Source organism: Novosphingobium sp. AAP93 (assembly GCF_001296055.1).
In the GTDB taxonomy this organism is placed as follows: Bacteria; Pseudomonadota; Alphaproteobacteria; order Sphingomonadales; family Sphingomonadaceae; genus Novosphingobium.
Window position 1 is genome coordinate 15,587 of the sequence record NZ_LJHZ01000073.1, and the last position, 12,642, is coordinate 28,228.

The 12,642-nt window shown below is 64.2% G+C and carries 12 protein-coding genes; 10 read left to right on the top strand and 2 right to left on the bottom strand.

Translation table 11 applies throughout. From position 1 onward, the window contains the following. The first annotated feature begins 68 nt into the window (after nt 1-68). From IP83_RS11780 to IP83_RS11815, 8 genes are all read left to right on the top strand, one after another. Nucleotides 69-2,156 (top strand): PQQ-dependent dehydrogenase, methanol/ethanol family, encoded by a 2,088-nt coding sequence (locus IP83_RS11780; RefSeq protein ID WP_231625022.1) that lies wholly within the window; start codon nt 69-71, stop codon nt 2,154-2,156. A 44-nt stretch (nt 2,157-2,200) separates the two neighbouring features. Then, a complete protein-coding gene (locus tag IP83_RS11785) occupies nt 2,201-3,625 on the top strand; it encodes an aldehyde dehydrogenase family protein (RefSeq protein WP_054122421.1) in 1,425 nt (474 codons plus the stop codon). Nucleotides 3,626-3,691: 66 nt separating this feature from the next. Continuing rightward, nucleotides 3,692-4,741, top strand: coding sequence for an aromatic ring-hydroxylating dioxygenase subunit alpha (locus IP83_RS11790; protein WP_054122422.1), 1,050 nt, complete (start codon nt 3,692-3,694; stop codon nt 4,739-4,741). Beyond that, complete coding sequence (locus IP83_RS11795) at nt 4,738-5,607, top strand: amidohydrolase family protein (protein ID WP_304437617.1); 870 nt, start codon at nt 4,738-4,740, stop codon at nt 5,605-5,607. The genes IP83_RS11790 and IP83_RS11795 overlap by 4 nt, the downstream gene beginning before the upstream one ends. A 5-nt stretch (nt 5,608-5,612) precedes the next feature. Further along, nucleotides 5,613-6,077, top strand: a complete 465-nt coding sequence (locus tag IP83_RS11800; RefSeq protein WP_054122423.1) for a beta-lactamase hydrolase domain-containing protein — start codon at nt 5,613-5,615, stop codon at nt 6,075-6,077. After that, on the top strand, nt 6,077-6,817 hold the full coding sequence (locus IP83_RS11805) for an alpha/beta fold hydrolase (protein ID WP_054122424.1): 741 nt from the start codon (nt 6,077-6,079) through the stop codon (nt 6,815-6,817). Before IP83_RS11800 ends, IP83_RS11805 begins: the two co-directional genes overlap by 1 nt. Nucleotides 6,818-6,830: 13 nt before the next feature. Continuing rightward, the gene (locus IP83_RS11810; protein ID WP_054122425.1) at nt 6,831-7,733 is read left to right on the top strand and encodes a TauD/TfdA family dioxygenase; all 903 of its coding nucleotides are present in this window, start codon (nt 6,831-6,833) and stop codon (nt 7,731-7,733) included. A 232-nt stretch (nt 7,734-7,965) separates the two neighbouring features. Then, entirely contained in the window at nt 7,966-9,039 is a 1,074-nt protein-coding gene (locus tag IP83_RS11815) for a hypothetical protein (RefSeq protein WP_156309692.1), read from the top strand. A gap of 6 nt (nt 9,040-9,045) precedes the next feature. On the opposite strand, the gene IP83_RS11820 is transcribed toward IP83_RS11815, so the two are convergent. Next, on the bottom strand, nt 9,046-9,447 hold the full coding sequence (locus IP83_RS11820; protein ID WP_054122431.1) for a VOC family protein: 402 nt from the start codon (nt 9,445-9,447) through the stop codon (nt 9,046-9,048). A 104-nt stretch (nt 9,448-9,551) separates the two neighbouring features. Between IP83_RS11820 and IP83_RS11825 the strand changes: the two genes are divergently transcribed. Beyond that, entirely contained in the window at nt 9,552-10,094 is a 543-nt protein-coding gene (locus IP83_RS11825; RefSeq protein ID WP_054122427.1) for a chlorite dismutase family protein, read from the top strand. A 9-nt stretch (nt 10,095-10,103) separates the two neighbouring features. On the opposite strand, the gene purU is transcribed toward IP83_RS11825, so the two are convergent. Next, complete coding sequence (gene purU / locus IP83_RS11830) at nt 10,104-10,958, bottom strand: formyltetrahydrofolate deformylase (protein WP_054122428.1); 855 nt, start codon at nt 10,956-10,958, stop codon at nt 10,104-10,106. A gap of 228 nt (nt 10,959-11,186) precedes the next feature. Here purU and IP83_RS11835 point away from each other — a divergent pair, with 228 nt between their 5' ends. After that, the gene (locus IP83_RS11835) at nt 11,187-12,533 is read left to right on the top strand and encodes an aminomethyltransferase family protein (protein WP_054122432.1); all 1,347 of its coding nucleotides are present in this window, start codon (nt 11,187-11,189) and stop codon (nt 12,531-12,533) included. Nucleotides 12,534-12,642 lie beyond the last annotated feature (109 nt).

Genomic DNA, 12,642 nt, shown 5'->3' on the forward strand with positions numbered 1-12,642 from the left:
CTGCGACAGGCAGGGCCCGCAAGGAGAGGCACACAGGTATGCGCGTTTCGTTGGTTCGTAAGCTGGCCATGGCATCGCTTCTCGCGCTGGGTGTTGGGGCTGTCGCGCAATCAGGCGCGATGGCCGGCGTCACCGACGCGATGCTGCGCAATGTGCCGGCGGGCGAATGGCTGAGCTATGGTCGCGACTATGCCGAACAGCGCTATTCGCCGCTGACGCTGATCAACGAGTACAACGCCGACCAGCTGGGCCTCGCCTGGTATGCAGATATGGACACCGCGCGCGGGCAGGAAGCCACCCCGCTGGTACATGACGGGGTGCTCTATGTCTCGACCGCATGGTCGATGGTGAAGGCCTACGATGCGAAGACCGGCAAGCCGCTGTGGGCCTTCGATCCCAAGGTGCCGCGCGAGACGCTGGTGCGCACCTGCTGCGATGCGGTGAACCGGGGCGTCGCGCTTTATGGCGACAAGGTCTTCGTGGCGGCGCTCGACGGCCGCCTGATCGCGCTCGACCAGAAGACCGGCAATGTGATCTGGTCGAAGGTGACGGTCCCGAACCAGACCGACTATACCATCACCGGCGCGCCGCGCATCGTGAAGGGCCGGGTGCTGATCGGCGCAGCGGGTTCGGAGTACAAGGCGCGCGGGTACCTCTCCGCCTATGATCCGGAAACGGGCAAGGAAGTCTGGCGCTTCAACACGGTGCCGGGCAACCCCGCCAAGGGCTTCGGCGTCGAAGGCGTCAACAAGGCAGCGCATGAGGCGGCGGCGAAGACCTGGGGCAACAAGTGGTGGACCCTCGGCGGCGGCGGCACGGTCTGGGATTCGATCACCTACGATCCTGAAACCAACCTCGTCCTGTTCGGCACCGGCAATGCCGAGCCGTGGAACCCGGCGGCGAACGGGCGCGAGGGTGATAGCCTCTACACCTCGTCGATCGTCGCGGTGAATGCAGACACCGGCCAGTATGCCTGGCACTTCCAGGAAACGCCGGAAGACCGCTGGGACTTCGACTCGGATCAGCAGATCACCATCGCGGATGTGATGATCGGCGGCGAGAAGCGCCATGTCGCGATGCACGCGCCGAAGAACGGGCATATCTATGTGCTCGACGTGAAGACCGGCAAGTTCCTCTCGGCCACGCCGTGGGTGCCGGTGAACTGGGCGACGAAGATCGATCCCGAGACGGGCCGCCCGACGATCAACCCGGATGCGCAGTACGAGAAGACTGGCAAGCCCTTCGTGAGCCTGCCCGGTGCGGTCGGCGCGCATTCGTGGCAGCCGCAGAGCTACAGCCCGAAGACCGGATACCTTTATATTCCGACCAATCTCGCCGCATTCCCCTACATGGCGGCAGCGGGCTGGAAGCCGACCGACATCGGGTTCCAGACGGGCCTCGACGGCTATGCCGTGGCCATGCCGGCGGATGCCAAGGTGCAGGCCGGCGCCAAGGCCGCGACGACCGGCCAGCTGGTGGCGTGGGACGTCGCGAACCGGAAGCCGGCGTGGAAGGTCGATCTCAAGGGGCCGTCGAACGGCGGCGTGCTCTCGACTGCGGGCAACCTCGTGTTCCAGGGCACAGCTTCGGGCGAATTCGTTGCGTACACGGCGAACAGGGGTGAGCGACTGTGGTCGTTCCCGGCGCAGACCGGCATCATCGCCGCGCCGATGACCTATGCGATCGACGGCGAGCAATATGTCGCGATCATGGTCGGCTGGGGCGGCGTCTGGGATATCGCCACCGGCGTGCTGGCCGACAAGGCGGGCACCACGCGCAACATCAGCCGCCTCCTCGTGTTCAAGCTGGGCGCCAAGGGCCAGCTGCCCGAAGCGCCCCCGATGAACCAGATGGTGCTTGATCCGCCGCCCTTCACCGGCACGCAGGCACAGGCGACAAAGGGCGGACAGCTCTATGGCCGGTACTGCTCGGTCTGCCACGGCGATGCGGCGGTTTCGGGCGGGCTAAACCCCGATTTGCGTCACTCGGCGATCATCAATTCGGCCGATGCGCTGAAGGCCGTGGTGATCGGCGGCCAGCTCCACGAGCTGGGCATGGTTTCGTTCAAGTCCGCGCTCAAGCCCGCTGACGCGGAGGCGATCCGGATGTATCTCGTCAAGCGGGCCAACGAGGACAAGGCGCTGGCTTCGCGCTGATAAACTGCTATACGTTAGAACAATACTAGAGGACGGAGAGACTCATGACCAAACTCTACCCCAATCTGATCGATGGCGAACTGGTTACCACGGCGAAGACGCTCGACGTGGTGAACCCGGCGAACGAGCAGGTGATCGGCCAGGTGCCGGCCTGCGGCGCCGAAGAGCTTGACCGCGCCGTGGCCGCCGCCCGCCGCGCCTTCAAGACCTGGTCGAAGACCCCGGTCGACGAGCGCCGCGTGGTGATCCAGAAGATGGCCGCCGCGATCGACGCGAATTTCGACGAGCTGTTCCGCCTCCTCACCTCGGAGCAGGGCAAGCCGCACCAGCAGGCCCAGTTCGAAATCGGCGGCTGCTCGGCGATGATGAACGCGCAGTCGACGCTGACCCTCGAAGAGACGATCAACGAGGACAGCGAGACCCGTCTCAGCCGCACCCGCCGCGTGCCGGTCGGCGTTGTCGGCGGCATCGTGCCGTGGAACTTCCCGCTGCTGATGGCGGTGCAGAAGATCGCCCCGGCGATGCTTGCGGGCTGCACCATCGTGCTCAAGCCCTCGCCGTTCACGCCGCTGACCACGCTGCGCTTTGCCGAACTGATCGCGGACATCGTGCCTGCCGGCGTCGTCAACATCATCACCGGCGAGGATGCCCTCGGCCCGATGATCACCGCGCACCCGGATATCGACAAGATCACTTTCACCGGCTCGACCGCGACCGGCAAGAAGATCATGGAAGGCGCCTCGAAGGACCTCAAGCGCATCACGCTCGAGCTCGGCGGCAACGACGCCTCGATCGTGCTGCCCGACGCGGACGTGCAGAAGGTGGCCGAGCAGCTGTTCTGGTCGAGCTTCACCAACGCGGGCCAGATCTGCGTGGCGGCCAAGCGCATCTACATCCACGAGGACATCTATGACGAGCTGAGCGCGGCGATTGCCGAATACGCGAAGAACGTGAAGGTGGGTGACGGTTCGGAGCAGGGCACCGGCGTGGGCCCGATCCAGAACAAGAAGCAGTTCGAGCGCGTGTGCGAACTGATCCAGGACGCCAAGGACAACGGCTACAAGTTCCTTGTCGGCGGCGATGTCGATCCCTCGGGCTCGGGCTACTACGTGCCGATCACGATCCTCGACAATCCGCCGGAAGACGCCCGCATCGTGGCGGAAGAGCAGTTCGGCCCGGTCATGCCGCTGATGAAGTTCTCGAGCGACGATGAAGTGATCGCGCGCGCGAACAATTCGGAATACGGCCTTGCCGGCGCGGTCTGGACCAAGGACACCGAGCGCGGCGTCAAGATCGCCGAGCAGCTCGAAACGGGTACGGTGTGGATCAACGAGTTCCTCCACCTCTCGCCCTTTGCGCCCTTCGGCGGCCACAAGCAGTCCGGCTTCGGCGCCGAGTACGGCATCGAGGGCCTGAAGGAGTTCACCTACAGCCAGGTGATCACCGTCAAGAAGGACGCGCTCGTCTGATAATCCGGGCTGGTCCCGGCGGAGCGGTTCATCCGCCCGCCGGGGCCGTGCCATGGGAGTACGCCTGTGATCCATGTCCGCAATGCGTGGCACGTCGCGGCGTGGAGCAGCGACATTGCTGCCGAGAAACCTTCTGCCATTTCGATACTTGGCGAGCCGGTGGTGATCTGGCGCAGCGCTTCCGGCACCATCCAGGCGCTGGAAGATCGCTGCGTGCACCGCCTTGCGCCTCTCTCGCTCGGGCGCTGCGAGGGGGAGAGCCTGCGCTGCATGTACCACGGTTTGCTGTTCGGGCCGGATGGCGTGGTGCAGGAAATCCCGGGGCAGGAACTGATCCCAGCACGGGCACGCGTGCGCAGCTATCCTGTGGCGGACCGGCATGACTGGATCTGGGTGTGGATGGGCGATCCCGCGCTGGCGGACGAAGCGCTGATTCCCCCTGCGGTCGGCATTTCGGAGCCCGAATGGATCCTCGGTCACGGCCAACTCGATTATGCCGCCGAGGCACGGCTCATTTGCGACAATCTCCTCGATTTCAGCCACCTCACGTATGTCCATGCGCAGAGCTTTGGTGCGGGGCCGGAATTTGCCGAGCACCAGCCGAAGATCACCCCGCTGGAGCGCGGCGTGCGCGTATCGCGGTGGATTCCTGCGCCGGCAAACAGCCCGCGCAATCCGCATGACGTGGCAGTGGAGGCCTACCAGACTTACGATTTCCTCGTGCCCGGGGTCTTGCTGATGTGGTCCGGCAATTATCCAGAAGGCACTGCCGCGCGGCTCGGCGATCTGGCACCGGAAATGGCGGATGCGCTTTCGGGGCTGAACTTCACCAGCCAGGCGGTCACATCGACCGGACCGGGCACGGCACGCTACTTCTTCTCGTGGGGGCCACACTGCCGCGATGGCGATGATGCTAAGCGCGACATGATGATGGTCATGGCCGGACAAGCCTTTGCGGAAGACAAGACGATGATCGAGGCCCAGCAACGCGTGATTGCCGCCACGCCCGATCCCCAGATCATGCCCACTGCGCACGACCGCGCAGTGACGCTTTACAACCGGCTGGTCGAAAGGCTGGCTCGTGACAATCCTGCAGAATTGGAGTCTGCCGCGTGATCGATATTACGAAGATCAAGGCCATCGACGTGCATGTGCATGCCGAGGTTTCGTGCCACGATCCGGAAGATCCGGTCATGGGCAAGTTCTTCGATGCGGCTTCGGCCTATTTCAAGGCCCCCCGCGAGCGGCCCAAGATGCCCGAGATCGTCGAGATCTACCGCGAGCAGCAGATCGCCTTCTGCATGTTCACGGTGGACGCTGAAAGCGGCATGGGCGCCAAGCGGGTCTCGAACTATGAAGTCGCCGAAATGGCGCTCAAGAACGACGACATCTGCATCGCCTTTGCCTCGATCGATCCGCACAAGGGCAAGTTCGGCGCGCGCGAGGCGCGCGATCTGATCGAGAACTACGGGGTCAAGGGCTTCAAGTTCCACGGCATCGTGCAGAACGCGCACCCGGCCGACCGCATGGCCTACCCGATCTACGAAGTGATTGCCGAGTACAAGCTGCCCGCGATCTTCCACACCGGCCATTCCGGCATGGGCACCGGCATGCGCGGCGGCGGCGGGATGCGGCTCAAGTATGGCCAGCCGATGCTGATCGACGATGTCGCGGTCGATTTCCCCGACATGAAGATCATCCTCGCGCACCCCTCGTGGCCGTGGGTGGACGAGAGCCTGTCGATGGCGCTGCACAAGGACAACGTGTTCATCGACCTCTCGGGCTGGTCACCGAAGTATTTCGCGCCGCAGATCATCCAGTATGCCAATACGCAGCTGAAACATAAGATGCTGTTCGGCAGCGATTTTCCGCTGATTCACCCGCAGAAGTGGATCGAAGCCGCGCTCAAGGTCGGCTTCCGCGAGGATGTGCTGCCCGGGATCATGAAGGACAACGCGGTGCGCCTGCTGGGGCTGGCCTGAGCGCCATGACCGCAGACCCGGCCGATATCCGCGGCTGGCAAAGGCTGAGCGGAGAGATCACCACTTCGGGGCGGCTTGAAGAGGCCGATGTCGCACGGCTGGCAGCGCTCGGGGTCAGGCAGGTGGTCAACCTCGCGCTCGACAGCCATCCCGAAGCGCTGGCGGAAGAAGGCGTGAAACTTGCTGCCGAGGGGATCGCCTACACGCACATCCCGGTGCCCTTCGATGCGCCGCAGGAAGCGCATTACGAGGCGTTCCGCGCCGCGCTGGAGACCGGGCCGACCCCGGTCCACGTTCATTGCATCATGAACTGGCGGGTTTCGGCGTTCTTCTACCGGCTCAACAGGGATGTGCTCGGCATGCCCGAGCCGGAGGCCCGCGCGCTGATGGTGCAGCAATGGGAGCCGGACGCTTCGGAAAAGCCCGAGTGGGCGGTCTGGGCTGATTTCATCGCACCGAAGGCAGGCTGATGGCCGGGTTTGTTCTGATCCATGGCTCTTGGCATGGCGGCTGGTGCTTCGATCCGGTTGCAGCATTGCTGCGCGCGCGGGGGCACACGGTTGTGGCGCCGACGCTGCCGGGAATGGGCGGCACGGCGGAGGAACTGGCGGCGGTGACGCTGGGGGATTGGGGGGAATTTGCTGCGCAGCATTGCCGTGATCTGAAGGCACAATCGGGCGGCGCTCCGGTCGTGCTGGCAGGGCATTCGCGCGGTGGTCTGGTCGTCAGCACGGCGGCGGAGCGCGATCCTTCGGCCATGGATGCGCTTGTCTATGTCTGCGCGATGATGCTGCCTTCGGGATCGTCGCGCGCCGAGTTCAAGACGATGGAAGAGCCCAATCCGGATTTCGATGCGATTATCAGCAAGGTGCATGATGGCGCGGCGACCGTGGTCGATCCGGCGCTGGCCGGGCCGGTCTTCGCGCAGCTTTCGCCGCCGGAGCTGGTCGCGGGCGTGCTGCCGCGCCTTGTGGCGGAGCCGCATGGGCCGCGCTCGGAGCCATTGGTGCTGACGGCGGAGCGTTGGGGCTCGCTCCCGCGTACTTATGTCGAATGCACCGAGGACCGCACGATCCCCATTGCCAGCCAGCGCCGGATGCAGGCGATGTCGCCCGGTGCGCGGGTGGTGACTTTGGACGCCGATCACAGCCCCTATCTCTCGCGTCCGCAGCAACTGGCGGACGCGCTCGAGCGGGCGATTCCGGCCTGATGGTTACAAGCTGATGCGCGAAGTGAGGCTGAGCCCGCAGGGCGATTTCGACAATGCCGCGCAGGAGCACCGCCACATCACCGCGCATCCGCTGAGCGCTGCGATGGGGGCCGAGATTGCCGGGGTACGGCTGGGCCATGACCTCTTGCCCGAAGCCTTCGACGAAATCCGCGAGGCGCTGTGGCGGCACAAGATGGTGTTTCTGCGCGATCAGCATCTGACGCATTCGGAGCATGAGGCGTTCTCCGCGCGGTTCGGGCCTTTCGCGGTCGATGCCTATACGCAAGGGGTGGCGGGGCACCGCAATGTCCACCCGCTGATCAAGGAGGCGGATACCCGGACCAAGGCGCTGTTCGGCAGCGGATGGCACACCGATTCTCCGTTTCTGGATGAGCCGCCTTCCGTCACGATCCTGCGCGCTGTGGAAGTGCCGCCCTATGGCGGGGATACGGTCTGGGCCGATACGCAGCTGGCGTGGCGGATGCTGAGCCCCGCGATGCAGGCCATGCTGCGCCCGCTGAAGGTGCATATGTCGGCCGAGGCGAACATGGCGACGCAGGAGCGGATTACCGGCAAGCCGATGACCTTCGCCAGCGACGACCGGCGCGCGGCGGCGGTGCAGGGCAATTTCCACCCGCTGGTACGCACGCATCCCTTCACCGGGCTGCCCTCGCTCTATGTGGACGAAGTCTATGCCGTGGGGATCGAGGGGATGACCGAGGCGGAAAGCCGCCCGATCCTAGACATGCTGACGCGGCATATCACGCAGGCGGGCTTCACTTGCCGCCTGCGCTGGGAGCCCGGCATGATCGCCATGTGGGACAACCGCGCGGCGCTGCATCTGGCGCCGAACGATTACGATGGGTTCCGGCGCGAGATGTATCGGACGACGATGGCCGGGGAGCGGCCGGAGTAGGGGCGGTAGTTCGGATCACGCCAGACTCGACGGTGATTCGCTGGATTCGGATCGCGGAGCACTGTAACCAGAAGCCTCACCGGACGCCGCGCGAGGCACAATGCGGATACTGCTGTTTCTTGCTTTGCTGGTGACAAGCTCGGCGGCCCATGCGGACTCCTGGGCACCTGCAGTGACGGAGGTCTTTGAGGCTCCAGATCACTCGGCACGGTTGACCGTAGTTCCCGGCGAGTTGACCAGCACGCTCGACTACATTGCCGACAAGGTGGACGGCAAGGAACCAGCGGGAGCGCCGCGCGGCTCCGCGGCGGCGAGTGCCACGGCGAAGCTTGAAGTCCGCAGTCCCGCAGGTGGCTGGGTGACCAAATGGACAAAGTCGCTCGTCAATGAAGTTGCACCCGTCTACGTTGTCGTCGCGCCAGAGGGAAAGGCGTTTGCGACATTCGACAACTGGTATTCAGTGGGCTTCGGTCCATCCGCGATCGTCGTTTACAACGGGAGCGGGGTGGCGACCAAGGCGTTCGCGCTCGACAGCATTTTTCCCGACTGGTTTGTAAGCGCGCTTTCGCGATCGGTCAGTTCGATCCAATGGCGTGGCCAGCCTCGTCTGTCCGGCGACGGCACAGAGGTATTGGTGCCAATCGACTTACCAGAGCTCGAGCGCACGCCCGGGCAGAGCGGCCCGCAACTGGAGCTTCGCATCCGACTTGCCGACGCCGCGATCGTCGGGCTTGACGATGCTGCCTGGCGCGATGCGCTCAGGAATGCAGCGAAGGTCGCGCACGAACAGTGCATCGCCAAACTGGCTGAAACAGAAGCGTGGAACGCCCCGATTTCGGCACCGGTAAAATGGGATGAGGTGGCATGGCATCACTATCTCAATGAGATCGGCTTTCGCACTGTGCCGGGTGCGATAGGCGATGATGGGCCGGTTATCGGGACAACGGTTCTGCGTCCCGGAAATGCGTCCGATTTTCGTGCGTCGCTGAAATGGCTTCAGGAGGCTGTCACCGAGCGGTCGTTTTCGCCGGGATATGACATTCGCGTGATCGGATCGCCGGACATGCAGTCGCTGGGAGCGCGGATCGTCGAGATCGCTGCGCGCATCAAGCCCAAGCGGCTGACGGGGGTCCGGTTCATCATCGTCGCGGACCCTGCAACCGGACCGGCGATTGAAACGGCGCTGTCGCGGACTGGCGCGACGGTAACGATCATGGATCCGAACCGTCAGATCCCACAGATTCCGGGCCGGATGGACAAGACGACCGAAAGCGAACGGCCGATTTGTCGCGCTCCGACCGGCTGACTTACCTCAATCCCCGAAGAAATTCAGTTCCAGCAGCACGTTGTTGGGATCGCTGACGAAAATCTGCCTGAGGCCTATGGAGGCTACGGTGTTGAGCTGGAAGGGCGTGCCGAGCGCGCCGACGCGTTCCATCAGTTCGTCGTAGCCCGAGCAATTGAGTGCGACGTGGTGGACGGCACCCGTCAGTGCGCCGGGTTCGACGTGGCGGTCGAACGCGCGGGGGCAGTCTACCGAGTTGATGTGGACGATGGCCTTGCCGCCGGCGTCGTACATCCACTGCGCGTTGTCGGGTGTCAGCGGCGGGGGCGCGTTGCGGCGCTCGAGGTTCAGGAGCGCCTTGTAGAACTCGGCGGTTTCATCGAGCTTGTCGGTGATCACGTTGACGTGATCGAGCCAGTTGACCTGCATTGCCTGCTCCTTGCCGCTTCGGCGTGCAGCATAGGCACCGGATCGGACCATCGCAATGCACGGGCAGATGTAACCGTCCAAACCACGCATACGAATTTCACGGCATGGCACTGCATCCCACCGCATTCATCGCCGGGCCTTCGGGTGCCTGGCGCGTCACCCGCATAAAAGCCTTCCGCGGTGAGAGCTTGCCGATGGCGCCGGCCTTGCGCATCAGCGAGGCTTCGCGAGCAGGTGAAAGCGATGGCTGGATGCTGCGCGGCACGGCGAGCAACTTGCGCTACACCTCGCAGGAAGGCGTGAGCGAACTGCGCGCGGTCCAATCTGGGCTGGGCCGTCCGCAAGCGACGTGTGCTGCGCTGCTCCCGATCACCAAGTCTGCTGCATGGTGGGCGCTGGCGCAGGATGAGCGCATGGGCGTGTTCCAGCGGTCCAAGCACCATGCCATCGGGCTGCCTTACGTTCGCCCGGTCGCCCGCGCGCTCTATCATTCGCGCGATCTGGGCGAGCCGTTCGATTTCCTGACGTGGTTCGAATTCGCACCCGAGGATACGCCCGCGTTCGACCATCTGCTGGCCGAACTGCGGGCGTCCGAGGAATGGGCTTATGTGGAGCGCGAGGTGGATATCCGGCTCACCCGCGCCTGACGCGAAAGATCAGCTGCGGAACACCACCGTCTTGTTGCCGTTGAGCAGCGCGCGGTCTTCGAGGTGGAGGCGCACCGCTTCCGCCAGCACGCGGCGCTCGACATCGCGACCCTTGCGGACGAGGTCGTCGGGCGTGTCGGCGTGGGTGACGGTCGTCACGTCCTGGTGGATGATCGGGCCTTCGTCGAGGTCGGTCGTCACGTAGTGGCCGGTCGCGCCGATCATCTTCACGCCGCGCGCGTGGGCCTGGTGATAGGGCTTGGCGCCCTTGAAGCTCGGCAGGAACGAGTGGTGGATGTTGATGCAGCGGCCATTGAGGAACGAGGCCATGTCGTCCGAGAGGATCTGCATGTAGCGCGCAAGGACGACGAGTTCCGCGCCGGTCTCGTTGACGATCGCCTTTACTTGCGCTTCCTGCTGCGGCTTGGTGTCCTTGGTGATCGGCAGGTGGTGATAGGGCACATCGCCGAGCAGCGTGATGTTGAGCGCTTCCTTGGGGTGGTTGCCGATGATCGCGACGACTTCCATCGGCAGCTCGCCGATGCGGGTGCGGTAGAGCAGATCGCCGAGGCAGTGATCGAACTTGCTGACCATCAGCACGGTGCGGCGCTTCTTCGAGGCATCGCGCATCGTCCATTCCATGCCGAACTGTTCGGCCACCGGCGTGAAGGCGTTGCGCAGCGTGGTCTCGTCGCCCGAGCCGGGATCGAGCACAACGCGCATGAAGAACTGGCCGCTTTCGGTATCGTCGAACTGCTGCGCCTCGAGGATGTTGGCGCCGGCCTCATACAGGTTGCCGGTAACCCGGGCGACGATTCCGGGCTTGTCCTCGCACGAAAGCGTCAGGATCACAGGTGCAGTCATTCAAATCTCTCCCGTCCATTGGTGGGCAGCGCGCCCCCATAGGCGCCGCCGCCGTTCACCGCCAGCCGTGCTTGTGCCCCGCATGGGGGCTGCACAATTTGGCATTGCGAATCTGGTTCGATATTGTATGTGTTGCATACAAATTTCAACCAGCCATTTGCAATCGGGAGAGACAGCGTGGCAGCGAACCTCGAAGAGGTCCTTCAAGGCCAGTCCAACATCGTTGAAATGCTGCGCAATTCGCAGCTTGGCGCCTATGTCTATCCGGTGGTGGCGCCGGAATTCTCCAACTGGCGCAGCGAGCAGTGGGCGTGGCAGCACTCGGCGGTGCTGTTCGACCAGTCGCACCACATGGTGAACCTCTACATCCGCGGGAAGGATGCGGCGAAGCTGCTGTCGGACACGATGATCAACAGCTCGAAGGGCTGGACCGTCAACAAGGCCAAGCAGTACGTGCCGACGACGCCTTATGGCCATGTGATCGGCGATGGCATCATCTTCTGGGAAGAAGAGGAAAGCTTCACTTACGTCGGCCGCGCGCCCGCTTCGAACTGGCTGCGCTATCACGGCGCGACGGGCGGCTACGATGTCGAGATCGAGCTGGATGACCGCTCGCCGATGCGCCCGATGGGCAAGCCCGTCACCCGCAAGGAGTGGCGCTTCCAGATCCAGGGTCCGCAGGCGTGGAACGTGATCGAGAAGCTGCATGGCGGGCCGCTGGAGCAGCTCAAGTTCTTCAACATGAGCACGATGAACATTGCCGGCAAGACGGTGCGCACGCTGCGCCACGGCATGTCGGGCGCGCCGGGCCTCGAGATCTGGGGTCCCTATGCCGAACAGGAGGAAATCCGCGCTGCTATTCTGGAAGCGGGCAAGGAATTCGGCCTGATCGCCTGCGGCAGCCGCGCCTATCCCTCGAACACGCTGGAATCGGGCTGGATCCCCTCGCCGCTGCCTGCGATCTACACCGGCGAAAAGCTCAAGGGCTTCCGCGAGTGGCTCGGCGCCGACAGCTATGAGGCAACCGGCTCGATCGGCGGCTCGTTCGTTTCGGACAATATCGAGGACTACTACCTCAACCCGTGGGAGCTGGGCTACGGTCCGTTCGTCAAGTTCGACCACGACTTCCATGGCCGCGAGGCGCTGGAGAAGCTGAACCCCGCCGAGCAGCGCAAGAAGGTGACGCTGGCGTGGAATCCGGAAGACATGGCGAAGATCACCGCTTCGCTGTTCAACCCGGACGGCGAGCAGTACAAGTTCTTCGACGTGCCGCTGGCGAACTATGCCTCGTCGAACTACGACCGCGTCGTCGATGCGGGCGGCAAGACGGTCGGCCTCTCGATGTTCACCGGCTATTCCTACAACGAGAAGCAGGCGCTGAGCCTCGCCACGGTCGATCCGGAAATCCCGGTCGGCACCGAAGTGCGCGTGGTGTGGGGCGAAGAGAACGGCGGTACGCGCAAGACCACGGTCGAGCCGCACAAGCAGATCGAAGTCCGCGCGATCGTTTCGTCGGTGCCCTACAGCCGCGTGGCGCGTGAAAACTACGCTGAAGGTTGGCGCACCGGGCGCTGATTTCAGAGCAGACCTGACCACTGCTCCCCTCCCCGGTGGGGAGGGGCTGGGGGAGGGGGTTCGGCCTTTCGAACAAGCGCCGCGTAACCCCCCCCCCCCCCCCCCCCCC

What these genes read in the sequence shown, in the direction of transcription:
- IP83_RS11780 (WP_231625022.1), top strand. Translation starts at nt 69, where the DNA reads ATGGCATCGCTTCTCGCGCTGGGTGTTGGGGCTGTCGCGCAATCAGGC.
- IP83_RS11785 (WP_054122421.1), top strand. Translation starts at nt 2,201, where the DNA reads ATGACCAAACTCTACCCCAATCTGATCGATGGCGAACTGGTTACCACG.
- IP83_RS11800 (WP_054122423.1), top strand. Translation starts at nt 5,613, where the DNA reads ATGACCGCAGACCCGGCCGATATCCGCGGCTGGCAAAGGCTGAGCGGA.
- IP83_RS11805 (WP_054122424.1), top strand. Translation starts at nt 6,077, where the DNA reads ATGGCCGGGTTTGTTCTGATCCATGGCTCTTGGCATGGCGGCTGGTGC.
- IP83_RS11810 (WP_054122425.1), top strand. Translation starts at nt 6,831, where the DNA reads ATGCGCGAAGTGAGGCTGAGCCCGCAGGGCGATTTCGACAATGCCGCG.
- IP83_RS11820 (WP_054122431.1), bottom strand. Translation starts at nt 9,447, where the DNA reads ATGCAGGTCAACTGGCTCGATCACGTCAACGTGATCACCGACAAGCTC.
- IP83_RS11825 (WP_054122427.1), top strand. Translation starts at nt 9,552, where the DNA reads ATGGCACTGCATCCCACCGCATTCATCGCCGGGCCTTCGGGTGCCTGG.
- purU (WP_054122428.1), bottom strand. Translation starts at nt 10,958, where the DNA reads ATGACTGCACCTGTGATCCTGACGCTTTCGTGCGAGGACAAGCCCGGA.
- IP83_RS11835 (WP_054122432.1), top strand. Translation starts at nt 11,187, where the DNA reads ATGCTGCGCAATTCGCAGCTTGGCGCCTATGTCTATCCGGTGGTGGCG.